The following is a 26,068-nucleotide window of genomic DNA, read 5'->3' as shown; positions in this document are numbered from 1 at the left end:
GACCTGTTTGCCCATTAAAATGGATCGCAGTTTGATTGTTGATGACCCATCTCGAATCAAAACCGAGGTTAAGTATAGCCAAAATTCCACGTTGCAACGTCTAACGCATCTGACTGCTGGTTTGTTGACCATACTCGGTTTTCAGCCGGCTTCACGCCGCCCCAGACGGCGGCAAAGTAACATCAAATCACAAAAAAACGGCTAGACCAGAATACCTTTTTATTGGTTAATAGCGTTCTCGCATTTTGGTTCTATGTCCTGCGTCCATCCCTTTGGCGGTAACGCTTTAACCGGTGATAAAAAGTGACTTAGCGTTGTATCCAAAGCATTTATCACCCTATTCCTAGATATATTTCCGCATTCTTTTCCTAAACTGAGTAATTGTACTGTTAAGGCCTCAGCAGCCAGGCACACGGAGGATAGAGATGAAAGTCAGTAAAGAGCGGTTTATCGGACTTGAGTGGCTCCGTTTTCTGCTGGGATGTTACGTTATGGTTTACCACACGCTGCACGTCTATCCCCAGCGATTCAACATCCCGTTTCTGGATGAGTTAACCAGTATGGGATTCTTTGCGACGAGCACCTTCTTTGTGTTGTCCGGTTTCTTGCTCGCTCACGTGTATATTCGAAATGGCCAGCTGCGCGAACCGGCCCGGCGCTTCATGGCCAAGCGGCTGTTCAATCTCTACCCCATTCACATCATCGGTCTGGTGAGCTCGATCCTGGTCGTCATGTTGATGCAGTGGCTGGCTATTCCCCCGGAAGGACAAGTCGCCAGCGCGCGTTTCGTGATCTATGACAGCAACCAGCCCGGCGTCGACCCGGCGTCGCTGCGCCACTACATGGATAACGCCCAGTTGACGTTCAACAGCGTGCTGCAACTGTTATTGTTACAGGCGTGGAATCCTTATTTTCTAACCTTCAATGCGCCGTTGTGGTCGCTGTCTACCCTGTTCTTCTTCTACCTTTTGTTCCCGCTGCTGGCGCCACGCTTGATGAACAGCCGTTATCCGCGCCGATGGTTAACGTTCATCTTTGTGCTCTATTTACTGCCTGCGGTATGGGTGGTCTGGCACAAGCTGTACGGCATGCCGTATACCGGTCTTCTCCAACGCGGTCCTATTTTCCGATTACCGGAGTTTCTGGCCGGTATCCTCGGCTATGCGATTTTCCGGCAGTATAAAGACGGTGTGGTGCCTGCGCTGACCGCCCGTCAGCGCAATGGGCTGGTGGCCTTTATCGTGGTCTGCTTCATTATCGCCACCGTCCTGTTTACCCGCGGCCGCGCTCACTGGTACTTCCTGCTGCATAACGGGCTTTTGCTGCCTTCACAGGTTCTGTTAGTCTGCCTGTCGGCGCAAGCCCGCGATCCCCGCAGCGAGTGGATCAGAACATGGTCTCCACGTCTGGGTGCCGCCTCGTTGTCCATTTTTGCGCTGCATGTGCCATTATTTAACCTTTACCGAACGCTGGAGCAGCTGGTGCGGGCCAATCCCATGACCTGTTTCACTCACTGGTCTCAGTGCGTCGTGACGGCCGGCCAGGTACAGCTCTCCATGACCGGTTACGGCATTTTCCTATTAACGACGGTGGCGCTGTGCGTCATATTTCAGGAACAGGTTGTGGTGCGCATTCGCAACGCGCTGACGGACCGCTTTCTGAGCCGCCGACTCACGGAGTCGAGCAGCGCAGCTTAATCGTTTCGCCGTGGGAAGCTCAGGCTTCCCACACTGTTATACCGGTAAATCATTAATGACCTCGGTTATAACGATTTACATTCTAATTGATACTCACTTATGCCTAGAGACACGACTCGTTTCCTGTTAATGTTTGCGGCGCCGGTTCCAACCGGTGTTCTAACGGCCGAACGTCTCAAGGACGTCTTTCAACATCAGTCACCATTTGTTTATCTCACAACATGACACATTCCAAATTTGCACTATCCACTCTCGGCCTGTACGTCGGCCTGAGTGTCGCGGGTGTTTCCACGAGTTACGCCGCCGATACCCTCTGGCTCACCAATGGTGACAAAGTCACTGGACAGATTACTCTGCTGGACAGCGGCAAACTGTTCATCAAAACGGACTATGCCGATACGCTGTCCGTTTCCTGGGACAAGGTCAAAACCTTCCAGACCGACCATGCGATGGTCATTCAGGGTCACCGTTATGAAGAGGGTGTGCTCTACCCGGCCATTAAACCGGCGGAAACCCGCGGGATTGTGGTTCAGAAGCCGTTGAGCGATGGCGGCGATCAGGCGGGAACGGCGAACGAAGGCACGCTGGCGCTGAGCGACATCAACTCCATGATCGTTCCTAAACCGCTGGTGCAGGATCTCTCCTGGAAAGGCAACATCGACGCCAGCCTGTCGCACAAGAAAAGTTCGACGACGACCAACAACCACGATGTGGTGTTGAGCACCAAACTTCTGCACGGCACCTGGCGTCATAATCTGGACGCGGGCTACCACATGGCCGAAGAAGACGACGTAGACAGCACCAAAAACGTCGGCGGTGAATATGCGCTGGACAAATTCATCGATGAAAACTGGTTCTGGCAGGGCCGTTACCAATACAAACGCGACTGGGTGGAAGAGATCAAGATCAGCCGCTCAATCGGTACCGGTCCGGGTTATCAGTTCTGGGATAACGATCTGGGCGCCTTCTCCGTCACTGCGCTGGTGAGTAGCCAGCAGTTCGTCTATCAGGAAGAGGGTCAGGACGACTTCTTCGCCGGCGGTCTGAAATGGGACTACAGCCGTTACTTCTCCGGTAAGAAAACACAGCTCTTCACCACGGGCGAAGTCGGACGTTCCTTCGACAACACCACCAAGCTGTACTTCAAAGCCGGTGCAGGTCTGCGCTATAAGCTCACCAACTGGTCCTCCGTCAGCATGCAGGTGGCGCGTAACCGGACGCAAAGCGTTCAGGGCAACGTCAACGATACCCTGTACTCACTGGGTCTGGGCGTCGGCTGGTAAGGCCACGCGTTCCACACTATCGTGAGAGAACCTTCTGCTCGCGACATAAAAAAACCATCGGCCTTGCAGTCGATGGTTTTTTCTTTTGCGGCTTGCTCGCCGAGTTAACGACATCTGTCCCGGCGAAAAGATACGCCGGGAAGGCTTGTCGCCCTACTTGCCAATGTCATCGTAATACAACATGGAGTTAGCCAGACTCTGTTTCACGTCTTTCAGATTGTCGCGCACCGCCACCAGACGCATACCTTGCAGCATTACCACAAACGGCGAATGCTCACGGATCTCCTTCTGTAGCGTTTGATACAGCGCCTGGCGCTTCGCGCGATCGCGCTCGGCCGCCGCAGCCTGCGTTTGCTGACTGAGTTCCGGAATATCCCAACCTACGCGCCAGGCCAGTGTTTTGGGACCGTTCGGCACGTTATAGGCGAAGGTGCTGGCGTTGGTATTCGGGTCGATGTAGTCCGGTCCCCAGTAAACAAAAATCGACTGGAAATTACGCGAGCGCATTTTCGTCCACAGCTCGCTTTCCACCACTGGCTGTACGTCAATATGGATGTCGGCTTGGGCAAAACTGGCCTGCAACGCCTGAGCGATATCGGTGTACGGCGGCTGATTAATGACGGTCAGCGCGAAACGCGTGCCCGGCTTGATTCCGGCGTCACTCAAGATCTTCTTCGCTTTATCAACGTCGAGTTTGAAGGGTTGCTCTTTCGCCGCGCCATCAAACCCTTCCGGCAGGAAATTCTGATGCACGATGAACTGGCCATTGAGCAGGTTCTTCGAGATCCCTTCATAATCCACCAGCCAGCGTGCTGCCTGCCAGAATGCGGGGTTGCCCAGCGTCGGCGCTTTATTATCCTGCGTGTTGAATCCGAGATAGTAAATCTTGCCGCCCGGCGACGTACTGATCTTGACGCCCGGCTGATTCGCCAGTGCGCTGAACTGATCCGCCCCCAGATCGTACGCCACGTCCGCATCGCCCTGAATCAATAGCAGACGACGCGCGCCCGGATCGGCCACATCTTTCAAAATCACCTGCTTCAATTTTGGCTGCTTCACGCCATGCGTGTTGGCTTCCAGCACCAGCGCCTGCTGCGGAATGTAGTTGCGAAGCTGATAAGCACCGCTGCCCGCAGAGTGATTTTTCAACCAGCCGCTGCCGAAATCATCGTTCACGCCATGGCTGGAAACCACTTTGCTATCGACGACAGAGGCGACGCCAGAGGAAAGCAACCGGAGCGCCAGATCGCTGCCGATATCCGCCGTCCAGCGGACTTCCAGCTGATGATCGTCGAGCTTTTTAAACTGCGCGTCGATGTTTTCCGCTTTCCAGCCCAGCTCGTTTAAAATAAACGCCGGCGTTTTATTCAGCTTCACCGCCCGGGTAAATGAATAAATCACGTCATCCGCCAATACCGGATTGCCGGAGGCGAAAGTCGCTTTAGGGTCCAGCGTGAAAACCAGACTGTGTCCGTCAGCACCGACCTGCCAGGATGTCGCCAGATCGGGATTAAGCTGCGTCGGGTTAACGCGATCGCTCTTCACCAGCGCCTGATACAGCGCATCCAGCGAACTGGTGCTGACCGTTTCGAAACTTTCCGCCGGATCCAGGCTAATGATGCCGTTAAGGGAGATCGCCACCACCAACGTATTCGGCGGTGTCGCCGCTCGCAGCGACGGGCTGGCCAGCAAAACCGTCGCCAGCATGACGGGAAGCCACTTTTTCATATTGTCTCCATGACACAAATTGAATGATGGGTAGAGTCTAGAGAAAAGACCGGTGATTGCGCTAATGGCATAAACTGCTTTGATATAACCGTTTACGCTAATCAGGTCAGAACGGCTGCAAACGCCCCTGCGACATCGCCGCCGCGCGGTCGCATAAATGGTCAATCACGTTACCGTCATGGCTGACCAGCACCAAGGTCAGATCGCCTGCCGATTTCAGCTCATTCAGCAAATTGAGAATTTCAGCCTGCACCGACATATCCAGCGCGGACGTCGGTTCATCCAGCAGCAACAGCTCCGGCTGGAGCAGCAGCGCCCGAATGATCGCTACACGCTGACGTTGACCGCCCGAAAGCTGATGCGGATAACGATCCAGCAGCGTTAGCGGCAAGTCGACTCGCTGAAACGCGCGTTCAATCCGTCCGTCGATATCCGTTTCTCCGAGCAGTCTAAGCGGCTCGGACAACGTGCGCCTCAGGCGATGACGGGGATGCAATGAAGCGAATGGGTCCTGAAAGACCATCTGTACCCGGCGACGCAGTGCTCCCGTAAAGGCCTGATGCGGTTTCACCGGCTGATCCAGCAAGGTCATCTCCCCCTGCCAGTGCAGATTCAGGCCCGCCAGCGCCCACAGCAACGACGATTTGCCGCAGCCGGACGGACCAACCAGCCCAAAACATTCGCCGCGCGGAATGGTCAGATCGACGTCATGAACGACCCTATTAGCGTGGCCTCCCTGCGGGTGTGACACGCTTAAATGACGTAGTACAACAGCATGACGACTCATGACAATGACTCCAGCAACACACGATCTAATACCGGCAGCACCTGCCCCCGGGTGTGTCGACTCGGCTGACAGTTCCACAACGTGCGGGTATACGGATGAGTGGCCTGCGGCAACGCTTCCGCCGCCAGGGCATCCAGCAAGCGCCCTTTGTACATCACCAGCACGCGTTCACAGTGACGCGCCACCTGCGGGAGATCATGGCTGATCAACAACAGCCCCATATTGCGTTCTTCCACCAACCGATCGATCAGCGATAGCACCTGATCGCGTCGTTCATGATCCAAAGCGGACGTCGGCTCATCGGCGATCAGCAACTCCGGCTCAGTAATTAGCGCGATGGCCAGCATGACACGCTGTCCCATCCCGCCGGAAAGCTGATGCGGATACTGCTTATACAATCGTTTGGGATCCGCCAACCCGACGGCGTTAAGCATATCCAACACCTTTTCGCGCCGTTCGCGCGCGGATAGCGAGGTATGCAGCTTCAGCGGCTCTTCCACCTGCCAACCCACCTGGCGCATCGGATTCAGCGCATGTTTCGGGTCCTGCAAGACCATCGACACCCGGTCGCCGCGCCACTGCCGCCACTGGCTTTCGCTTAACGAAGCCAGCGACTGGCCGTTCATAACGACATCGCCGCTATGAATTCGGCACGCGGACGGCAGCAATCCCATCAAGCTTTGGCGGTCAGGGACTTACCGGAACCCGATTCGCCGACCAGCGCGACACGCTCCCGCCCCAGACGGAACGACAAGGGATGCACCAGCAGCGCTGACGGGTCATCCGCCAATCCAATGGACAGCTGGTTGACGTCCAGCAACGTGGTTTCACTATTTTTCATGTCGCGGGTCCAGTTTGTCGCGCAGGCCATCGCCCAGCAGGTTAAACGTCAGACTGGCGAACAAGATTGCGCCGCCCGGCGCGGCCGCCACCCACCATTGATCGAAAATGACTTTGCTCCCTTCCGACACCATTGAACCCCATTCAGCGGTCGGCGGTTGTACGCCCATTCCCAGAAAGCCCAGTCCGGCGGCGGCAAGGATAATCCCCCCCAGACTCAGCGCAGCGCGCACCACCGCGCCCGGCAAACACAGCGGCAAGATATGTCCGCTCATCAGCCGCAGGCCGGTAATGCCCTGCATACGGGCGGCGGCCAAATAGTCGCTGCGGCGCAGCGCCAGCGTCTCTGCGCGGGCCTGACGGGCAAACTGGGGCCAGCTGGTCAGCGCCAGCGCCAAAGCGCCGTTAATCAGCCCCGGCCCCAGCACCGCCACCATCGCCAGCGCGATCACCAGCCCCGGCAGAGACAGGACGATATCGGTCAGCCGCATAAGCGTCTTTTCAAACCAACCGCCGAGATAACCCGCGCTTATGCCGACCAGCAGACCGACCGGCACGGTGAGGATCAGGATCAGCGAAACCAGTAATAGCGTGGGCCGCGCGCCATAGAGCACCCGGGACAACAGATCCCGGCCGAACCCATCCGTTCCCAGCCAATGCTCGGCGGAGGGCGGCAGCAAACGCTGGGTGATGAACTGCGCATTCGGGTCATACGGCGCAAGCACGGGGCAAGCAACGCAATCCCGATTAACAGAGACAGGAGAACGCAGCCAATATTCAAGCTGTTCACGGCAGGCCAAAAAGTGCGTCGGGCGCGCGGCTGCGAACGCAGGCCCTTAAAGAGAGTCAATCGCATCATCGTGTCCGAGGGTCAGTGAGGTAAATCAGCGCATCGGCCAACGCATTCATCAGAATAAAGCACAGGCCGATGAGGAGAGTGGAGCCGAGAATGGCGGGAATATCCGCGCCAAACAGCGCGGTCGTCAGATAACGCCCCACGCCGGGCCATGAGAAGACCGTTTCGGTCAGCACCGCGCCTTCGAGGAGGCTGGCATACGACAGCATCAGTACCGTGACCATGACGCCGCGAATATTGGGCAATACATGGCAAAGCAAGATGCGCAGTTGACCGGCGCCCTTCGCGCGAGCCAGTAACACGTACTCTTTATGGCATTCGTCCAGCATCGCCGCTCGCAACAGTCGGGTTATCCCCGCCATCGACAGCAGACCCAGCACGCAGGCGGGAAGCCACAGATGACGAATGGCGTTGCGAAACATCTCCGGATCGCCGCTGAGCCAGGTATCGATCAGGACAAACCCTGTGCGCGGCTCCAGCGTGTATTGATAGATATCATCAAGTCGTCCCGGACCGCCAGCCCAGTGCAAAACCGCATAAAACAGCAGCAAACTCAGCAGCCCTAACCAGAAAATGGGAACGGAATACCCCACCAGCGAGATCATCCGCACCGCATTATCCAGCAGGCTGCCGGGCTTCAGGACCGACAGCAACGCCAGCGTCACGCCAAAGACAAAGCCGATGATAATGGCGCAGGTCGCCAGCTCGAGCGTCGCGGGAAACGCGCGCATCAAATCATCGAAGACAGGCTGAGAGGTGCTGCGGGAAATGCCCAGATCGCCGTGAGCGAGCGCCGTCAGGTAATGCCAGAACTGAACCCATAGCGGTTGGTCCAGACCTAACTGCTGCCGGACCTGCAGATAGGTCGACTCGCTGGCGCGATCGCCCGCAATTTGCAGCGCCGGATCGATGGGCGCCAGATGAGTCAGTAAGAAAGTGAAAAGCAGGAGCCCCAGCAGCGTGATGGCCAGCGCCAGCAGACTGCTCAGCACAGTTCCGGTTCGTTGCCACCCGGCACGGAGGTGTCCATGAATTGTACGCACTACGCTATCCCTCATTTGCCGAGTAAAAATAAGGCCCGGAGTGTAGGCGAGATGACAAAAGCGTTTGAAATTATATTCAGTGATATGGATATAACTATATATTATATATGGAAAAATGAGGTGAATTATTCGCCGGAAGGTGACGCGTCCAAAAGCTCTCTGACTCTTTGCGCCAGCGCAATCAGATTGTCGTCCGGCATCCCATAATGTTGTAGTTCGCGCTCCAGGGAAAAAAGGTATTGCGCGTTCGTGCCAAGCGGCCCCCGTGCACGCGCGATCAGCGGCGCCACGCTTTGAATGCAGGTATCCTGTTCCAGCAGCGGATGGTCGGGATTGATGACAAAAACCAGCGCCGTCAGGTAACCGCCTTCGGCGCACTCCAATTCACACCACAGGGGACGATAGCAGCTGGTCAGCATTTCCCGTTTCCACAGCAGCGCCAGCTCTTCGCGCAGGCTGTCTTCCGGAAGACGATAGGCAAGTCCCGTCGTTTCTCCTCCCGGTTTGAGTCCCAACATTCGCCCCGGCTGAGCCGTGGTGCCGCGCCCGGCGGTCAAACGTAAGCAAAACGCGCGCTGCCAGCCTTTCAGCGTGGCCAGGCAACTCTCGGTCGCATCAAAGGCAGGATTCCACATCAGAGAACCGTAGCCAAAGATCCAAACGCCCTCATGCTGGGGACGGCAGGATAAAGTGGTTTCCAGAGAGTCTGCTCGCTGCTGCGGGGTAAGCAATAAATGCTCTTCGATATGGCCGAACGACGTCCGGCAATCGGCTTTCTGTAAAAAATCACGCGTTAACACAAGTTCTCTTTCCTCACCCCTTACACGCTTTCCTGCTGAATGGCGTCACCCGGCTATTCTGAACGATCATGAACCGTACAATCAACGCGCACGTTGATTATTTTCCCGGCGCGACGGAAACGTTCACCTTGCTTACCAATGTGTTTAACATGATGACGCAAAATGGTCATTTTCCGTTTTCTTTTTAGGAAACAACCCTCAACGCCGAAGCCACTTCGACTTCGCGCCGCTGACCACTTTACGCGGTCTCTTTGTTGTACTGCCTACAATTATTAACGAAAATGCAATTAAATCCGCTTTTTACACGTTTTTATGCCGGTTGGTTTTGAAATACCACCCTAAAATGCACATTAATCGCTCGCAGCGAGTGATTAAATAGTGACTAATTGTAGCAATTTCGTTTATTATTAGAGAGATAAAAGTAAAAATATAAAAATAATTAATTCGGATATATTTATGCAGAAAGTGCATGGATTTAATCGCAGTTAAGGGCTTTTAGTGGCGCTTGGTGTTTGGCATGGCGAATATTCCATAACGACGTTATACGTTATTTCTATCAGCAAGCTCGCGACACAAATAAGGAACCTTCAAGAATGACTTCTTCCGCCGAGACGGTGAAAACCCGTCACCATGAATACACGCTTGTTCTTCCTCTCCTCACGCTGCTGGTGTTGGTCATGTGGGGCGACACCACCAGTTTGGGCGGCATCATCGCTATCAACGCGCTGGCGCTGGTCGGGATCCTTTCCAGCGCCTTCAGCGTGGTGCGTCATGCCGACGTGCTGGCCCACCGTCTGGGGGAACCCTTTGGCTCACTAATCCTCAGCTTGTCCGTTGTCATTCTGGAAGTCAGCCTGATCTCCGCCCTGATGGCGACGGGCGATGCGGGTCCCCATCTGATGCGCGATACGCTTTATTCCATCATCATGATCGTGACCGGCGGTCTGGTGGGATTCGCTCTGCTGCTGGGTGGACGGAAATTCGCCACGCAGTACGTCAATCTGGGCGGTATCAAGCAGTATCTGATGGCGATTTTTCCCCTTGCCGTTCTGGTGTTGGTCTTTCCCGCCGCGTTACCGGCAGGTAACTTTTCCGTGCCGCAGTCGCTGATCATCGCGCTGATCTCGGCAGCAATGTACGGCGTATTCCTGAAAATTCAGACCCGCACGCACCAGAGCCTGTTCGTTTATGATCACGAAGATGAGAGTGACGGCGAAGGGGATAGTCAACACGGCAAACCGTCGGCGCACAGTTCCCTGTGGCATGCGGTATGGCTGGTGATCCACCTGATTGCTGTAATTAGCGTGACCAAAATGGACTCCAAGCTCTTGGAGACCTTGCTTGAACGCATGAACGCGCCGTCCCAGTTCACCGGTTTCCTCGTAGCGCTGCTGATTCTGTCGCCGGAAGGTCTGGGTGCGATCAGAGCCGTTCTGAAAAATCAGGTGCAACGCGCGATGAACCTGTTCTTTGGTTCCGTGCTGGCGACAATCTCCCTGACCGTCCCCGCCGTCACGCTGATCGCCATGATCACGGGCAATACGCTGGATTTCGCGCTGGATATGCCGCACATCGTGGTGATGTTAACTGTGTTGGTTCTGTGCCACATTTCGTTTTCCACCGGGCGCACCAATGTCCTTAACGGAAGCGCGCATCTGGCGCTGTTCGCCGCTTACATCATGACCATCATGCTGTAATCCCTTCTTTAAGGGCATCGTCGCGATAGGTCGATGCCCTTTTCCTTCTGACTTTTTTGGCTTCGGCCCTCCCGGTTTCCTTTGTTTTCCTCGGATAAGCGCAGCAGCGGCGGCCAACTTGCTGTTTTTCGGCCTATTCACGACCTTCCAGCCACGCGTCGGTCAGAAATTATGACAGTTGTTCAACATGTTAGCGTTCGCACCGATTCAAGGTTACATCGGAAACTGAAAGGTAATACATAATGCTTTTCTATTGATTTACATCTGGATCTTCGTTGAACAATGGGCGTATCGTAATACTTTAACCCGCGACGGGCCTCCTGCCGACCCGCCATCTGTTTTCATTTTGTTGGTCCTAGTCTTAGATGAAATCATACCTATTTAACGGCATTAAACCGTTCAGCGCGTTTCTTGACGCCTGCTGGCGGGAAAAATATACCTTCAAACGTTTTTCCCAAGACTTTGTCGCCGGTATTACCGTCGGCATTATTGCGATCCCTCTGGCGATGGCATTGGCGATTGCCAGCGGCGTTCCTCCTCAATTTGGTCTGTATACGGCTGCGGTCGCTGGCCTGATCACCGCATTATGCGGCGGTTCGCGTTACAGCGTATCCGGCCCCACGGCGGCCTTCGTCGTCATTCTTTATCCGGTCTCCCAACAGTTCGGTCTTTCCGGCCTGTTGATCGCGACGCTGCTCTCCGGGGTATTCCTGCTCATCCTCGGACTCTGTCGTATGGGGAGGTTGATTGAATATATCCCGGTTTCCGTCACGTTGGGCTTCACCTCGGGTATCGCGATCACCATCGCCACCATGCAGGTGAAAGACTTCTTCGGTCTGACCATTCCGGTGATGCCGGAGCATTACATCGGAAAAGTGCTGGCGCTTGGCAGCGCACTGCCGACCATGCATTTGGGCGACACGCTGATCGGTATCGTCACGCTGGCCGTGCTGGTCATTTGGCCCAAACTTGGCATTCGCCTGCCCGGCCATCTGCCCGCGCTGCTGGCGGGGACGATGGTGATGGGGGTGCTGTCGCTGCTGGACATTCACGTCGCCACCATCGGTTCACGTTTTAGCTACCTACTGGCTGACGGCACCGCGGGACACGGTATTCCGCCAATCCTGCCTCAGTTCGTCCTGCCGTGGAATATGCCAGGGAGCGACGGCAGCGTCATGCCGCTGAGCTGGAGTACTATCTCCGCCCTGCTGCCCGCCGCCTTCTCCATGGCGATCCTCGGCGCGATTGAGTCCCTGCTGTGCGCGGTGGTGCTCGACGGCATGACCGGACGTAAACATAACTCCAATACCGAGCTGATCGGTCAGGGCATCGGCAATATCGTGACGCCATTCTTCGGCGGCATCACCGCGACGGCCGCTATCGCCCGTTCTGCCGCCAACGTCCGCGCCGGCGCCACGTCGCCGATTTCCGCCGTGGTGCATGCGCTGCTGGTGATCCTGGCGCTGCTGGTGCTCGCGCCGTGGTTGTCTTATCTGCCGCTGGCGGCGATGGCTTCGCTGTTGCTGCTGGTCGCCTGGAACATGAGCGAAGCGCGCAAGGTCATCGACCTCATGCGCCACGCGCCGAAAGACGACATCATTGTGATGGTGCTGTGTCTGGCCCTGACGGTGCTGTTCGATATGGTGATTGCGATTACCGTCGGCATCGTTCTCGCCTCTATCCTGTTCATGCGCCGGATAGCGAAAATGACACGTCTCAGCGAACTGCCCGCCACGGTGCAAGGGCAGCGTCTGGTGATTCGCATCAACGGCCCGCTATTCTTTGCCGCCGCCGAGCGTATCTTTGGCGAGCTGTTGGTTCGCAGCAACGAGTATCAGACCATCGTCCTGCAATGGGACGCAGTGCCGGTGCTGGATGCGGGCGGACTGAACGCGCTCTTACGCTTCACCGAACTGCTGCCGCCAGAAAAGCGGCTGGTGATTACCGACATCCCGTTCCAGCCGTTGAAAACGCTGGCCCGCGCCAACGTCGTGCCGATAGAAAACCGCCTGGCGTTCTATCCGACGCTGGAGCAAGCGCTTGAAGCAACGCCGCTTCCGATGACCGCCTAATCGCCGTCTTCTGATTACCGAGCCAGCCGCAAGGCTGGCCGGTATCTTTCTCAAGCCACTCCGCTGTCACGTCCCCTCTCTGTTTTGCTCCCGATAACCCGTTCGTTGCGCTCGTTCCTTCCCTATCACCCGGCGGCTTTTAACACCCTCTTACGCTTGACTCATGGAGACAAAAGGTGACGCGCGCTATGCTGTATCCGAATAATAAAAAGAGCTCGCGGGTATGTATAAGATTGTTTTTGTTGAAGACGATCCCGAAGTGGGAAAACTGATTGCCGCCTATCTGGGCAAACACGATATTGATGTGCACATTGAGCCGCGCGGCGACACCGCCTTGGCGGTGATTGAGCACCAGAAACCGGATTTGGTCTTGTTGGACATCATGCTCCCGGGCAAGGACGGCATGACGCTATGTCGGGAGCTACGCCCCTGTTTCTCCGGGCCTATCGTGCTGCTGACCTCGCTCGATAGCGACATGAACCATATTCTCGCCCTGGAGATGGGCGCCGACGACTACATCCTGAAAACGACTCCGCCCGCCGTGCTGCTGGCGCGTCTTCGCCTGCATTTTCGGCAATACGCCACGCCGCAGCAGCCGACGCTCGACGCCAGCGCGGCCGTACAGGTACACAAGTCGCTGAACTTCGGTCTGCTGTGCATCGATCCGGTCAACCGGCAGGTTCTGCTGGCCGGCGAGGACATCACCCTGTCGACGGCCGATTTCGACCTGCTGTGGCAGTTGGCGACCCATGCCGGGCAAATCATGGATCGCGACGCGCTGCTTAAAAACCTGCGCGGCGTCAGCTACGACGGTATGGACCGCAGCATCGATGTGGCGATCTCCCGCCTGCGGAAAAAGCTGTACGACACGGCGCCGGAAGCAGTGCGCATCAAAACCATTCGCAACAAGGGTTATCTGTTCGCGCCCAACGCCTGGGAGACCCACGCGCCATGAAAAAACTGTTCATTCAGTTCTTTCTCCTGCTGTTCGCCAGCTTTCTGGTAATGACGCTGCTGGTCGGGTTGGTCTACAAGGCCACGGCGGAGCGTGCGGGACGTCAGTCGATGGACGACCTGATGAAAAGCTCGCTCTATCTGATCCGCAACGAACTGCGCACCCTGCCGCCGCGTGAGTGGCACAAGACCATCAGCCAGTTGGACCTCAATCTGTCGTTCAAAATGCACATTGAGCCGATGAACAAATACAAGCTCAGCACAAAGGCGCAGCAGCGTCTGACGCAGGGCGAAATCATCGCGCTGGACGACGAATACACCTTCATTCAGCGCATTCCCCGCAGCCACTATGTGCTGGCGGTAGGTCCGATCCCCTACCTGTTTTTCCTGCATGAGATGCGGATGCTAAACCTGCTGATGTTGGTCATTATCGGACTGTCTCTGGCGCTGCCGGTCTTCCTGTGGATGCGGCCGCACTGGAAAGCGATGTTGCAGTTGGAAACCGCGGCGCAACGGCTCGGTGACGGTCACCTCGAGGAGCGCACCCACTTCGACAATACCTCCAGTCTGTTTCGGTTGGGCGTGGCGTTTAACCTGATGGCCGACAACCTCAATCAGCTCATCGCCAGTAAAAAGCAGCTCATCGACAACATCGCGCACGAGCTGCGCACGCCGCTGGTGCGCCTGCGTTACCGCCTGGCGATGAGCGAAAACCTGCCGGAAGAGGAGCAAGAGGCGATAAATCGCGATATCGGCCAGTTGGAATCGTTGATCGACGAACTGCTGACCTACGCCCGGCTCGACCGCCCGCAGGTCACGTTGCATCTTGAAGAGATCGATCTGTCCGAGTGGCTGGAGCAGCGCATCGCCGATTTTCGACTGGTACATGCCGACAAAACGCTGGAACTGAACGTGCCCCGCCATCAGCACTTCGGCTATCTGGACCTTCGGCTGATGGAACGAGTGCTGAATAATCTGGTCAATAACGCGCTGCGCTTTTGCCAACAGCGCATTCGTGTGGGGCTGACGCTCGATCACGGCGTGGCCTGTCTGCAGATAGAGGATGACGGCCCCGGCATTGCGCCGCAGGACCGTGAGAGCATCTTCGAGCCGTTCGTGCGTCTGGAAGCCGGCATGCAGAACAGCAGCGGCGGTTGCGGTCTCGGACTTGCAATCGTCCACGCGATTGTCCGCGCATACGGTGGCACCATCCGCGCGGAGTCCAGCGCATTGGGGGGCGCCAAAATGACCTTCCTCTGGCCCATCGTCACCAGCGCAGCATCGGCAGACAGCTTAACATCCAACGTTGTACAAACGGTTACACGCGGAAACCAAACACTCACAGACCGCTAGCGCATCATTCCCTATGCTCCTTACATCGGCCCACCACTGTGGCTCGAAACGTAAACGGACAATGAGGAATTGATGATGAATAAAGTATTAGTGATGATCGCTGGCGCAACACTGGGTCTGTCCTCTGTAGCTTTTGCTGCTGACACCACCACCGCGCCTGCGGCAAACGCACCGACCACAACGACCACGACCACCACTCAGACCAAAGCCGATCACGCTAAAAAACACGTGAAAAAACAGGCGAAGAAAGAAACTGAGCAGAAAGCACAGTCCACAAAAAAAGCGGCTAAGAAAAAAGCGGTAGCGCCGGCTCAGAAAGCGCAGGCTGCCAAGAAAAAACACGTGAAAAAACCGGCTGCGCAGAAAGCTCAGGCCGCTAAAAAACACGTGAAGAAAGCCAAGAAAGCCGTAGCGACTCCGGCTGCATAAGTCATACGTCTCACGACATTACCTGACTCAATCCCCGCGCGAGCGGGGATCTATTTTACGATAACCGTCTGATACAAAATTAGATTCCTGAAAGAGCGGCTTTATCATGTTGAGTCAACTGCGCGTTTATCAACTGTCCGACCCCCCCTCTCACGGGCGTCGATTTCATGGAGCCAGGATGATGTTACGTCGTTACTCCTTTGAAATTGTATTATCGCTTCTGCTTCTCGGCGCGTTGATCATCATGCTGTTTTTTCTCTAACGTTCGATCGCTCGATAGCGTTTTCGACACCACGATAGCGCGTTCCACCCCGCCCGTCCGCCAACGCCGAAAACACCGTCATCCCGCTCAGCACAGAATTTTTGTACGTCGTTTCCAAAATCAGGGAACTTAACCATACTGTTAACAGAAAATTTTTTGTTAAAGGCGAATTATTTCATGCGCATATCGGCCTGGCTGCTCTGTTCTTTCACCCTGTTATCGACGGGCGTCAACGCCACCCCGCCGAAAGACGTCCTTCAGCAGCAACGCATTCTGTTTTTTAACCATGATGACCGCGATGCCGTACCGGATACCGCGCAGTGGCCGTGGCAGGCCATTGGTCAGGTCGAAACCGCCAGCGGTAATCTCTGCACCGCGACGCTAATATCTCCGCACCTTGCGCTGACCGCCGGACACTGCGTACTAGCGCCGCCTGGCGTCGCCGACAAGCCGGTGGCGCTGCGGTTTCACGCCACGCCGTCGGGATGGAAATATGAAACGCACAAGCTGGAAGCGATGGTGAATAAGCAGTTGGCGAAACAGCTCAAAGCGGATGGCGACGGTTGGATCGTTCCTCCTTCAGCCGCGCCGCTGGACTATGCACTGATTCGGCTAGAAAAAACACCGCCGGGCATCTCGCCTCTCCCGCTATGGCAAGGGAATGCGCAGGATCTAAAATCGGCGTTGAAACTGGAAGGCCGCAAGGTGACACAGGCGGGCTATCCTGAAGATCATCCCGACACGCTATATCGGCATCAGGATTGCCTCGTCACCGGTTGGAAAAATCAGGCGGTGTTGACGCACCGCTGCGACACGCTGCCCGGCGACAGCGGTTCGCCGCTGTTGCTGAAAACCGGAGATAGCTGGGCGCTGGTGGCGATTCAAAGCTCCGCGCCAGACGCCAGCGAGCGGGATCGGGCGGATAATCAGGCGGTCGCCGTCCCAGCCATCCGCCAGTCGCTCGATGTATTATCCCAACGGCCGGCTCCGTGATCAGATTGACGGCAACAGCGGTTGGATGGCCACCACCTCATGGTGAAGCACCAGAGGATCGGAGATCAACCCGAACTGTTCGTCGTCAGGGTAGGTGACGGCCTCCGGGTAATCTTCGCCCGCGAACATTTTGATCGCGGACAGGTCATTCCAGTAGGTCGCCAGAAAGAAATGCTCATACGCGCCCTGACTTCGCTGCTGCACTTCCGCCCCGCAGTTACCGCGAACACTTCGCGCATGATCGACGCCGGTGCGCTGCAAGTGGCGGGCGAATCCCTCCGCATGTTCGATGGGAACGCAGCCGTGCCAGGTTCTGACTATCATAGAATGACTCCTGTGGTGAGTGAATATTCATGCATTTTAATTGCATTTAAAAACATCCAGCCTATCTTGAGTCGTGACAGATAACAACCGTCTTCACGTTGCATATTTCAGCATCATTTATTACACCTATATCACTCTCCGCTATTATGCGAGCTGCTCATGACCCTCATAGAACACCCCGACGATCTGCGTGCGCTCCAGCGGGCCGTCACCCTACTCGAAGCCCCGGCGCTAACGCTGCAAATTGCCGATGTGATTGGAAAGCCGCTGACCTGGAGTCTTGGGAGACTGCCGCAGAGCCTGCAACGCAAAATCCAGCAGAGCGTCAGAGCCGCGCTGCACAAAGCGGTGGATGCCGCGCTCTATACGCTGGAAGATGACCCGCACCACGCTCCGTCACAGGGGCTGCACCGGATCGCCGCCGCCACGTCCGGCGCGGTATCTGGATTCTTTGGCATTGCCGGACTGCTGGTGGAACTGCCCATCAGTACGGCCATCATGATGCGCGCCGTCGCCGATATCGCCCGCAGCGAAGGATTTTCACTGGCGGATGAAGACGTCAAAAGCGCTTGTGTCGAGGTCTTCGCGCTGGGGGGGCGAGAGAAAACGCTGGACCCGACAGACTCGGGCTATTACGCCTCTCGCGCTATTCTGTCCGACATCACTCGCCATGCGTCGCGCGAGTTAATGGCGTTGGTCAGTAAGAAAGGGTCGACGCGTACGGTGAGTTCTCGCCATGCCGCGTCGATTTTAGCTAAGGTGATTGATGCGGTCGCCGCGCGGTTTGGCGTCACGCTGACGGAAAAAATGGCGGCGCAGATTGTACCGGTGATCGGCGCGGCCAGCGGCGCGACGATCAATACCCTCTTCACCCGGCATTATCAAAATATGGCCAAGGGCATTTCACGGTCAAACGTCTGGAGCTGAAATACGGGGAAGAGGAGGTCAAAACGGCCTATCAGGGCATCAAAAACCTGACGCTAAGCCTGCCTGGCGCTTAGCGTCCGGTGAGTCGTCGCGTTATTCCGCCACCTGCTCCATCGCCTGTAGCACGCGCTTATCGGAAATCGGATAAGGCGTGCCCAGCTGCTGAGCAAAGTAGCTAACCCGCAGCTCCTCGATCATCCAGCGGATGGCTTTGACTTCATCATCTTCCTGCCGCTCCGGCGGCAGCTTGTTGAGCCACTGTTGCCATGCCTGACGCACCTGCTCTACCTTCAACATTTGCGCCCGGTCGCGGTGGACATCCTGAGCCAGCTTATCCAACCGCCGTTCGATCGCGTTCAAATAGCGCAGAACGTCCGGCAGACGCTGCCAGCCGCTTTCCGTGACGAAGCCACGGAACACCAGACCGCTCATTTGGCTTTTGATATCGCTCAGTCCCAGCGCCATCGCCATGTCCACTCGCCCTTTCAGACGTTTGTTGATGGAGAATACCGCGGTGAGGATCTTCTCAACCTGACTGGCGATATCGACCACCGCGTCGTTCAGCTCCGCGCGAACTTTGTCGTGCAGTCGCTCGTAGCCCTCTTCCGTCCACACCGGGCCGCCCGCTTCGGCGATCAGTTTGTCCACGCCGCAGGCGATACAGTCGTCAATCAGGTCCAGCACTTTGCCGTAAGGGTTGAAGTACAGCCCCAGCTTCGCCTTGTTCGGCAGTTTTTCGTGCAGGTATTTGATCGGCGACGGGATATTCAGCAACAGCAACCGGCGCAGTCCTTTCCACATGGTTTGCTGCTGCTGATGCGGCGTGTCGAACAGCCGGATCGCCACGCTGTTCTTTTCGTCCACCAAGGCCGGATAGGCTTTGACCGAGTAGCCGCCGCGTTTCTGTTCATAGCGTGCAGGCAAATCGCCGAAGCTCCAGATATGCAAATCGCTCTGCTCGATGCCGTCGTCCGCCACGGCGGACAACGTTTCCTGTACCTTCTCTTTAAGCTGATCCTTCAGCGCGGTCAGGCTTTTCCCCTCGCGCAGCGGGCGATTCTTTTCATCCACCACGCGGAACGTCATTTGCAGATGCTCAGGCACCTGTTCCCAGTGCCACTCTTCGCGGGGGATGGTGACGCCGGTCATCAGACGCAGTTCACGCTCCAACGCTTCCAATAGCCCGCGCTCCAGCGGTTTAGCCCGAGCCAGGAAGGCTTCGGCGTAGTTAGGCGCAGGCACGAAGCTGCGGCGAATCGGCTTCGGCAGCGATTTAATGAGCGCGATCACCAGATCGCGACGCACGCCTGGGATCTGCCATTCGAAGCCTTCATCCTGAACCTGATTGAGGATCGGCAGCGGAATATGCACGGTCACGCCGTCGGCGTCGGCCCCCGGCTCGAACTGATAGCTCAGCTTCAGTTTGAGGTTGCCCTGCTGCCAGAAGTTCGGATAGTCCAGTGCGCTGATGCTGCCTGCGCCCTCCTTGATGAGCATGGCTTTTTCGAAGTTAAGCAGATCGGGGTTTTCCTTCTCCGCTTTTTTCCACCACACGTCGAAATGCCGGGAAGACACCACATCGTGCGGCAGCCGCTGGTCGTAGAAAGCGAACAGCGTTTCATCGTCCACCAGAATGTCGCGGCGGCGGGATTTGTTTTCCAGATCCTCAACCTCGGCCATCAGTTTCAGATTGGCGCGGAAAAACGCATGGCGGGTGCGCCAGTCGCCCTCGACCAGCGCGTGGCGGATGAATAACTCCCGCGAGACCACGGGATCGATCGACCCGTAGTTGACCTTACGCGCGGCAACGATAGGCAGGCCATACAACGTCACTTTTTCCTGCGCGATCACCGCACCCTGGGCTTTTTCCCAATGCGGATCGCTGTAGCTGCGTTTGATCAGATGCTGCGCCAGCGGCTCGACCCACTCCGGCTCGATGCGGGCGGCGATGCGTCCCCACAGGCGGCTGGTTTCCACCAACTCGGCGACCATCGTCCACTTGGGCGGCTTTTTAAACAGGCCGGACGCCGGGAAAATGGAGAAACGCATATTGCGCGCGCCGCTGAACTCTGTCTTCTCCACGTCTTTTTGACCGATATGAGACAGCAGTCCGGTCAACAGCGCGCAGTGCAGGCTGAGGTAGTCCGCAGGCTCGCTATTGACCGGCAGCCCCAGCGTTTTCACCGCCTGACGCAGTTGGGTGTAGATGTCCTGCCATTCGCGCACGCGCAAATAGTTGAGGAAGTCGGTGCGGCACTGACGACGGAACTGGCTCGACGACAGCGCTTTCTGCTGCTCCTGCAGGTAGTTCCACAGGTTGACGAAAGCCATGAAATCGGAGTCTTTGTCCGCGAAACGACGATGTTTTTCGTCGGATGCCTGCTTTTTGTCTAACGGCCGTTCGCGCGGATCCTGAATCGACAGTGCGGCGGTCACGATCATCACTTCACGTACGCAGCGCGTCTTCTGCGCTTCCAGCACCATGCGCGCCAATCGGGGATCGATAGGCAGCTGGGCCAGCTGTCGACCCAGCGGAGAAAGGCGATAGTGGCCGTTGTCCGCCGTCTGTATCGCGCCCAGCTCTTCCAGCAGCCGCACGCCGTCCTGAATATGGCGGCTGTCCGGGGCTTCCACGAATGGAAATGCGGCAATGTCGCCCAGACCGAGCGAGGTCATCTGCAAAATCACGGAAGCCAGGTTGGTGCGCAGAATTTCCGGATCGGTAAACTCCGGGCGCGACAGGAAGTCCTGCTCCGAATAAAGGCGGATACACACCCCTGCCGCAACGCGTCCGCAGCGCCCTTTACGCTGGTTGGCGGATGCTTGAGAAATCGCCTCAATCGGCAGGCGCTGCACCTTGGTGCGGTAGCTATAACGGCTGATACGCGCCGTGCCGGGATCGATCACATAACGAATACCCGGCACTGTCAGCGAGGTTTCGGCCACGTTGGTGGACAGCACGATACGTCTGCTGTGATGCGACTGAAAGACGCGGTTTTGCTCTTGATGGGACAGCCGCGCATACAGCGGCAATATTTCGGTATTCGGCAAATCGCGTCGCGTCAGCGCATCCGCCGTATCGCGAATTTCGCGCTCGCCGCTGAGGAAGATCAGGATATCGCCCGGACCTTCGTGACTCAGTTCGTCCACCGCGTCAAAAATGGCCTGTAGCTGATCGCGGTCGCTGTCTTCCGCCTCTTCCACCACCGGCCGATAACGCACATCCACCGGAAAGGTGCGGCCGGAGACTTCAATGATTGGCGCATGATTAAAGTGACGAGAAAAGCGCTGCGGGTCGATCGTCGCCGAGGTGATGATGACTTTCAGATCGGGCCGTTTAGGCAGCAGCTGGCGCAGATAGCCGAGGATAAAGTCGATATTGAGGCTGCGTTCATGCGCCTCATCGATAATGATGGTGTCGTACTGCATCAGCAGCCGATCTTGCTGAATTTCCGCCAGCAGGATCCCATCCGTCATCAACTTGACCAGCGTGTTGTCGCCGACCTGATCGTTAAAACGAACCTTGTAACCCACCGTGCCGCCAACCGGGATTTCCAGTTCGGCGGCGATACGATCCGCGACCGTACGCGCCGCCAGGCGACGCGGCTGGGTATGCCCGATCAAGCCCGTCACGCCACGACCCAGCTCCAGACACATTTTCGGCAGCTGCGTCGTTTTACCCGAACCGGTCTCCCCGGCCACAATCACCACCTGATGGTCGCGAATCGCCTTCATGATGGCGTCTTTTTTCTGGCTGACCGGCAGGGCTTCGGGATAGCGAATGGCGGGCAGCGAAGCGCGACGGTTCTCCACCCGCTGGCGGGCCGTCGCCACGTCGGCTTCGATTTCGCTGACGATGGCCGCCTGCGCTTCAGGATTTTTCACCTTCAGGGCGCCCTGAACCCGGCGACGCAGCCGCTGCTGGTCGCGCAGCATTAACGCATTGATGTGGGGATAAAATGCGGTGAGCTGTGATTTCACGGTTGGTTCCTTAAATACGTCTGGCAGACGTGGCGAAGAGACTGGCCGCCACGCTTGGATTTGGCGGCGGGCATGGTATCACATTGACGCCGCAGGCTATAACCTGCCTCCCCGTCACGTTGTTCAATTAAATCGAACAAGGTTCTCGAAATATTACGCTATCGCGTCTCTATTAGGCTGCTTATGATGAAATTCATCGGCGATTGACGCCGCGGTGACTCCACAAACTGACTCTCCGAGACAAGGAACAGGCAATGAGCAAAGTATTAGTGCTGAAATCAAGCATTCTGGCGAACTACTCCCAGTCTAACCAAATGGCTGACCATTTTGTTGCGGAGTGGCAGGCGGCGCACCCCGGCGACGCCATCACCGTTCGTGACTTGGCCGCACAGCCGATCCCCGTTCTGGACGGTGAACTGGTCGGGGCTTTTCGTCCTTCAGAAACGCCGCTGACGCCGCGCCAACAGGAAGCGCTGACGTTATCCGATACGCTGGTCGACGAACTGCAGTCTCACGACATCGTTGTGATTAACGCCCCGATGTACAACTTCAACATTTCGACGCAGCTGAAAAACTATTTCGATTTCATCGCCCGCGCAGGCGTGACGTTCCGTTATACCGAGCAAGGTCCGGAAGGTCTGGTGAAAGGAAAACGCGCGCTGGTGCTGACCAGCCGTGGCGGCATCCATAAAGATACCCCGAGCGATCTGGTCGCGCCTTATCTGACGCTGATGTTGGGCTTTATCGGCATCACCGACGTCGAATTCGTGTTTGCCGAAGGCATTGGCTACGGCCCGGAAGTCGCTCAAAAAGCCTTGCAGGACGCGAAAGCCCAGCTCACTCAGCTCGCCAACGCGTAAGCGCACTCTACCCTCGTACGTGTTAGTTCTTTGGCTGTACTTACTCTTGCTGCGCGCCGTTAGGCGCGCTTTTTTTTATCTGTTCCGCGACGTCGGTATCCGACTTTTCCAGCAGTTGCGTGGCTTCTTTGTCGGCTTTGATGTGAATATCGTGATCGATCGTCACATTCATGTTGATGGTGATCGGCGTTTCCGGAGCGGTCACTTCAATGCGCGGCGTACAGCCTGTCAGCACCATGGCGGTCAGCCATAAAACGGCTCGTCTGTCATACATCGTGTGGTTCCTTATTGGGTTGACCGCTGCTCCAGCGCGTTCTGTATCGTGTCGCCCCAGCGCAGGCTGCGCCATAGCTGGAACAGATTCTCCTGATGACGATAGTTCAGATCGACCTGCTGTCGGGCATCTCGCGGCGAATTATGACCGCTGATAAAGGACTCCATCAACAGGTCCCCCTGATTGTTCAGTTGTAGTGTCGCCGTAGAGTGGTCGACTTCCAGATAGCGCAGCCAGCGTACCAGCGCCGCGCTGACCATATTGCTCTGCGCCACTTCATCCGCCAGATCCTTATCCAGTCTCAACGTTAACGCGCCGTCGTTGGTCACGCGGCCGTTCTGCACCAGCATCGTGGGATGATTGAAATTGATCGGCAATACGCCGCTGACGCGACCGGATAACGCCACCTTGTTCACTTTGATCGCGGTCATGAGTTCACTGGTCTCAATCCCTTCCATCCTCAACAACGCCGCGTCGCGCTGTGGGAAACGCAGCGGCGTCAGAGACACTTTACCGCGCAGCAGCTCCATCTCTACCCCAGCCAGCGTCATCGGGTGTCGATCGCTGTAAGGATATGCGCCGAACACATCCGCCCGGATATTTTGTATCCGAAATCCGCTGTTCAGTTCGGCGATGCGCAACGAGACCGGTCGCGAAATACCCAGCTGCCAACGCGGCTCGGCGTAACGATACGGTAGAACAAAGTCCACGCCGCTAACCTCGCCGTCGTTGAGCCAGGCGCTGCCGTTTTTCACGACCCAGTGTCCGCCCACCTGAAAGCCCTGTCCGCGTGCCGCTGAAAACGCGCCCTGTCCATAAAATTGCCCGCGGCGCAGCTTGATTTTCCAATCCGGCGGCAATAGCGACTGGAATACGCGCAGCGTTTGCGGCGGCCACCAGCCGCTGCCGCGCAGGCGTTCGCCGTCCCAGCGACCGACCAGTTTCACCGGGCCGATCTCTTTGGCCTGCAAAGCGCCGCGCCATACGAAATGGTTGGGATGTTCGCCCTGCACCTGAACATTCAGCTCAGCGGGCGGTAACGCGCCGGCACCGGTGAATGCCACCCGGTCGGCGACTAGCCGAAACGCGCCGTCAAACGCATCCTGCGTCTGATCCCGCTGCCAGCGTAGCGGTTTCACTAACGTCAGACGGGGTTTAGCGACCGTCATCGCGCCGTAGCGCAGCTGATTCAGCCCGCTGGATAACGTGCTGACTTCCAGCAGCGCGTCTTCCCACGCCCGCGACCAGCAATATCCCACCGACCCTGCAATGGCGGCAGCTGACCTTTACCCCAGTAGCGCCAGTGCCAGAGGCCGTTATCCGGCCAGAAGCGTTCCGCCTTGCCGTCCATATGCAAACTGAAACGTCCCCAGTAGGCGTCGTTGGCTTTGACAATCGCCTGCAAACGTCCGCTCACGCCCTGCGCATTCACGACAATCCCTGCCAGCGGCCAACGGGCATCCTCCAGCGTCAGGCCGGACTGGGGCTGTCCCCAGGCGCGCAGCAGCGAGCCGGGCAGCAAGACCAGATCGGGGTTCAACAATGCGCCGCGCAACATGCCCGGCAGCGTGGCGGAAAACGACAGATTAGCCAGATTGGCCTGTCCGGCCAGTTGAATACGCAGATTGCTGTCGCTAAGCCCGAGCGAACCAGGCCCTAACGTCAACACCGCATTGGCACGGCCGTTATGGCCCTGCGTTAACATATTTACCCGCGCTTCGAGCTGGGGCTGCCCGTGAATCTGACGCCAGTCGTGCAGCGTCAACGATAATCCGCCCGAAACCGGCTGCGCGCCGTATGGCCATGACCAGCGACCTTCGCTGACGGTGATGGCGTCCGCGCTGACGCGCCACGGCAGGTTCAGCAGCGGTTGGGCGTCCGCGTCTTTCGCCAGCCTCATCACGCCCTGCGAATCCTGCCAGTTTAGCGTCGCTATCACCGGCTCCGGTAAATCAAACGGCAGTCGGCCGATCTGCAAACGTCCCGTTTCCGGAAGGCTCGTCAGCGAATCTGACAGCTGCACCTCGCCTTGTATCCACAGTGGCGGCCGATCGGGCAGCGCGGTCAGTTCCGCGCGGCGCAGCGTTAACGCCCGACCGTCGAGATCGGCCTGCAGTTGCAGGCGGCTATTGTTGATGTTCAGTGATTGTTTCCCGTCTCGGGAAGTGAGATGCAGCGCGCTGACGTCATCCAGCCACGGCGTCAGCGTGATGCGATCGATGATCACCTCACCTGCGGGCAGACGCCGCTGCCATTCGGACAGGCTGGTTGACGTCTCTGAGGCCGAATCCGCGCTTTGCGGCCACTGCGCGAGGCAGCTTCCGTCCAGCGCCACGTTCGCAATATGAACGCGCCAGCCGCCGTCTTGTCTCGTCAGGCGGCCATGATCGACGTTCAGCAGTTGGCATTGGGGTAAGTGTATGGAAACGCCCGGCACGGTGAGTCCGCCTTGCTGCCAGGCAGGAGGTTCATCCAACGTCACCGTGACGCCCGGCGGCGCCAGGAAGGTCAGCAGACGAGGCAGCCACAGCGGCAACGTTAACCCGCCTAGCAGTATTACCAGCGCGATAGCGCCCAGCCCAATGCCGACACGAGGTAAAAAGTGTTTAATCATTCGCCATCATTATGCATATCAGTCTTGGTGAGCACGGCGATACCTTCCTCGCCATGCAGGGGTGAGCGCACCTGTAACAGTAGCAGCATTCCGCTATTCAACGACTCACGCTGAGAAAAACAGCGAACATTCATCGGCCTGCATAATAGTCCCCTCACGTGACAGATACCACCCTTCACGCCGACCGTAGGATAAAGGTATGCTGTCTCTCCACTCCTCGAAAACACCCCTGATGCCGATGGGCGCTATCACCACGCAAAACAGACGTCAGGCGGTGGCTTTCCGGCACGCTCA

At 57.1% G+C, this 26,068-nt stretch carries 17 protein-coding genes and 3 pseudogenes; 10 read left to right on the top strand and 10 right to left on the bottom strand.

Annotated elements, in window-relative coordinates:
• Positions 1 to 425 precede the first annotated feature (425 nt).
• Both AU509_RS12610 and AU509_RS12605 read left to right on the top strand, forming a co-directional pair.
• Positions 426 to 1,697: an acyltransferase family protein gene (locus AU509_RS12610; RefSeq protein WP_094118510.1), complete on the top strand. Its 1,272-nt coding sequence runs from the start codon at positions 426 to 428 to the stop codon at positions 1,695 to 1,697.
• 221 nt (positions 1,698 to 1,918) lie between these two features.
• A complete protein-coding gene (locus AU509_RS12605) occupies positions 1,919 to 2,980 on the top strand; it encodes a DUF481 domain-containing protein (RefSeq protein WP_094118509.1) in 1,062 nt (353 codons plus the stop codon).
• A gap of 153 nt (positions 2,981 to 3,133) precedes the next feature.
• Here the strand turns inward: AU509_RS12605 and AU509_RS12600 are convergent, their stop codons facing one another.
• The 6 genes and pseudogenes from AU509_RS12600 to AU509_RS12575 form a co-directional block, all read right to left on the bottom strand.
• Complete coding sequence (locus tag AU509_RS12600; protein WP_094118508.1) at positions 3,134 to 4,708, bottom strand: ABC transporter substrate-binding protein; 1,575 nt, start codon at positions 4,706 to 4,708, stop codon at positions 3,134 to 3,136.
• A gap of 106 nt (positions 4,709 to 4,814) precedes the next feature.
• Complete coding sequence (locus AU509_RS12595; RefSeq protein ID WP_094118507.1) at positions 4,815 to 5,495, bottom strand: ABC transporter ATP-binding protein; 681 nt, start codon at positions 5,493 to 5,495, stop codon at positions 4,815 to 4,817.
• Positions 5,492 to 6,366: pseudogene (locus tag AU509_RS12590) on the bottom strand (ABC transporter ATP-binding protein). Before AU509_RS12590 ends, AU509_RS12595 begins: the two are co-directional and overlap by 4 nt.
• A pseudogene (locus AU509_RS12585) lies at positions 6,326 to 7,191 on the bottom strand (ABC transporter permease). The pseudogenes AU509_RS12590 and AU509_RS12585 overlap by 41 nt, the downstream one beginning before the upstream one ends.
• Positions 7,191 to 8,225 carry an ABC transporter permease gene (locus AU509_RS12580; protein ID WP_409359766.1) on the bottom strand — a complete coding sequence of 345 codons (1,035 nt, stop codon included), beginning with the start codon at positions 8,223 to 8,225 and terminating at the stop codon, positions 7,191 to 7,193. The pseudogene AU509_RS12585 and the gene AU509_RS12580 overlap by 1 nt, the downstream one beginning before the upstream one ends.
• A 134-nt stretch (positions 8,226 to 8,359) precedes the next feature.
• Positions 8,360 to 9,034: a gamma-glutamylcyclotransferase gene (locus AU509_RS12575; protein ID WP_085651846.1), complete on the bottom strand. Its 675-nt coding sequence runs from the start codon at positions 9,032 to 9,034 to the stop codon at positions 8,360 to 8,362.
• Between the two features lie 593 nt (positions 9,035 to 9,627).
• Here AU509_RS12575 and chaA point away from each other — a divergent pair.
• The 6 genes from chaA to AU509_RS12545 all read left to right on the top strand — a co-directional run bounded on the left by chaA (position 9,628) and on the right by AU509_RS12545 (position 16,794).
• Positions 9,628 to 10,731 carry a sodium-potassium/proton antiporter ChaA gene (gene chaA / locus AU509_RS12570; RefSeq protein ID WP_094118505.1) on the top strand — a complete coding sequence of 368 codons (1,104 nt, stop codon included), beginning with the start codon at positions 9,628 to 9,630 and terminating at the stop codon, positions 10,729 to 10,731.
• Between the two features lie 365 nt (positions 10,732 to 11,096).
• On the top strand, positions 11,097 to 12,803 hold the full coding sequence (dauA, locus tag AU509_RS12565; protein ID WP_094118504.1) for a C4-dicarboxylic acid transporter DauA: 1,707 nt from the start codon (positions 11,097 to 11,099) through the stop codon (positions 12,801 to 12,803).
• Positions 12,804 to 13,026: 223 nt separating this feature from the next.
• Positions 13,027 to 13,758 carry a two-component system response regulator RstA gene (gene rstA, locus AU509_RS12560; protein WP_085651849.1) on the top strand — a complete coding sequence of 244 codons (732 nt, stop codon included), beginning with the start codon at positions 13,027 to 13,029 and terminating at the stop codon, positions 13,756 to 13,758.
• Positions 13,755 to 15,110 (top strand): two-component system sensor histidine kinase RstB, encoded by a 1,356-nt coding sequence (gene rstB / locus AU509_RS12555; protein ID WP_085651850.1) that lies wholly within the window; start codon positions 13,755 to 13,757, stop codon positions 15,108 to 15,110. The genes rstA and rstB overlap by 4 nt, the downstream gene beginning before the upstream one ends.
• Before the next feature lie 75 nt (positions 15,111 to 15,185).
• Positions 15,186 to 15,539, top strand: a complete 354-nt coding sequence (gene asr, locus AU509_RS12550; RefSeq protein ID WP_085651872.1) for an acid resistance repetitive basic protein Asr — start codon at positions 15,186 to 15,188, stop codon at positions 15,537 to 15,539.
• 439 nt (positions 15,540 to 15,978) lie between these two features.
• Positions 15,979 to 16,794: a trypsin-like serine peptidase gene (locus AU509_RS12545; protein ID WP_094118503.1), complete on the top strand. Its 816-nt coding sequence runs from the start codon at positions 15,979 to 15,981 to the stop codon at positions 16,792 to 16,794.
• Here the strand turns inward: AU509_RS12545 and AU509_RS12540 are convergent, their stop codons facing one another.
• Complete coding sequence (locus tag AU509_RS12540) at positions 16,795 to 17,118, bottom strand: hypothetical protein (protein WP_085651852.1); 324 nt, start codon at positions 17,116 to 17,118, stop codon at positions 16,795 to 16,797.
• A 159-nt stretch (positions 17,119 to 17,277) separates the two neighbouring features.
• On the opposite strand from AU509_RS12540, the gene AU509_RS12535 reads away from it, so the two are divergent.
• On the top strand, positions 17,278 to 18,045 hold the full coding sequence (locus tag AU509_RS12535) for an EcsC family protein (RefSeq protein WP_254901575.1): 768 nt from the start codon (positions 17,278 to 17,280) through the stop codon (positions 18,043 to 18,045).
• 93 nt (positions 18,046 to 18,138) lie between these two features.
• Here the strand turns inward: AU509_RS12535 and hrpA are convergent, their stop codons facing one another.
• Positions 18,139 to 22,026 (bottom strand): ATP-dependent RNA helicase HrpA, encoded by a 3,888-nt coding sequence (hrpA, locus tag AU509_RS12530; protein ID WP_094118502.1) that lies wholly within the window; start codon positions 22,024 to 22,026, stop codon positions 18,139 to 18,141.
• Between the two features lie 254 nt (positions 22,027 to 22,280).
• On the opposite strand from hrpA, the gene AU509_RS12525 reads away from it, so the two are divergent.
• Positions 22,281 to 22,886 (top strand): FMN-dependent NADH-azoreductase, encoded by a 606-nt coding sequence (locus AU509_RS12525; RefSeq protein ID WP_085651855.1) that lies wholly within the window; start codon positions 22,281 to 22,283, stop codon positions 22,884 to 22,886.
• A gap of 40 nt (positions 22,887 to 22,926) precedes the next feature.
• Here AU509_RS12525 and AU509_RS12520 read toward each other — a convergent pair whose 3' ends face one another.
• The gene (locus AU509_RS12520; RefSeq protein WP_085651856.1) at positions 22,927 to 23,160 is read right to left on the bottom strand and encodes a YnbE family lipoprotein; all 234 of its coding nucleotides are present in this window, start codon (positions 23,158 to 23,160) and stop codon (positions 22,927 to 22,929) included.
• Between the two features lie 11 nt (positions 23,161 to 23,171).
• Positions 23,172 to 25,774 (bottom strand): annotated as a pseudogene (locus AU509_RS19140) (YdbH family protein).
• Positions 25,775 to 26,068 lie beyond the last annotated feature (294 nt).

Origin of the sequence: Lonsdalea britannica (genome assembly GCF_002111595.1) — a bacterium.
Classification (GTDB): Bacteria; Pseudomonadota; Gammaproteobacteria; order Enterobacterales; family Enterobacteriaceae; genus Lonsdalea; species Lonsdalea britannica.
This window is presented reverse-complemented; position numbering and strand designations above follow the sequence as displayed.

Bases quoted from the DNA above. Each gene is read 5' to 3' on its own strand.
- AU509_RS12610 (WP_094118510.1), top strand. From the start codon at position 426: ATGAAAGTCAGTAAAGAGCGGTTTATCGGACTTGAGTGGCTCCGTTTT.
- AU509_RS12605 (WP_094118509.1), top strand. From the start codon at position 1,919: ATGACACATTCCAAATTTGCACTATCCACTCTCGGCCTGTACGTCGGC.
- AU509_RS12600 (WP_094118508.1), bottom strand. From the start codon at position 4,708: ATGAAAAAGTGGCTTCCCGTCATGCTGGCGACGGTTTTGCTGGCCAGC.
- AU509_RS12595 (WP_094118507.1), bottom strand. From the start codon at position 5,495: ATGAGTCGTCATGCTGTTGTACTACGTCATTTAAGCGTGTCACACCCG.
- chaA (WP_094118505.1), top strand. From the start codon at position 9,628: ATGACTTCTTCCGCCGAGACGGTGAAAACCCGTCACCATGAATACACG.
- dauA (WP_094118504.1), top strand. From the start codon at position 11,097: ATGAAATCATACCTATTTAACGGCATTAAACCGTTCAGCGCGTTTCTT.
- rstA (WP_085651849.1), top strand. From the start codon at position 13,027: ATGTATAAGATTGTTTTTGTTGAAGACGATCCCGAAGTGGGAAAACTG.
- rstB (WP_085651850.1), top strand. From the start codon at position 13,755: ATGAAAAAACTGTTCATTCAGTTCTTTCTCCTGCTGTTCGCCAGCTTT.
- asr (WP_085651872.1), top strand. From the start codon at position 15,186: ATGAATAAAGTATTAGTGATGATCGCTGGCGCAACACTGGGTCTGTCC.
- AU509_RS12545 (WP_094118503.1), top strand. From the start codon at position 15,979: ATGCGCATATCGGCCTGGCTGCTCTGTTCTTTCACCCTGTTATCGACG.
- AU509_RS12540 (WP_085651852.1), bottom strand. From the start codon at position 17,118: ATGATAGTCAGAACCTGGCACGGCTGCGTTCCCATCGAACATGCGGAG.
- AU509_RS12535 (WP_254901575.1), top strand. From the start codon at position 17,278: ATGACCCTCATAGAACACCCCGACGATCTGCGTGCGCTCCAGCGGGCC.
- AU509_RS12525 (WP_085651855.1), top strand. From the start codon at position 22,281: ATGAGCAAAGTATTAGTGCTGAAATCAAGCATTCTGGCGAACTACTCC.
- AU509_RS12520 (WP_085651856.1), bottom strand. From the start codon at position 23,160: ATGTATGACAGACGAGCCGTTTTATGGCTGACCGCCATGGTGCTGACA.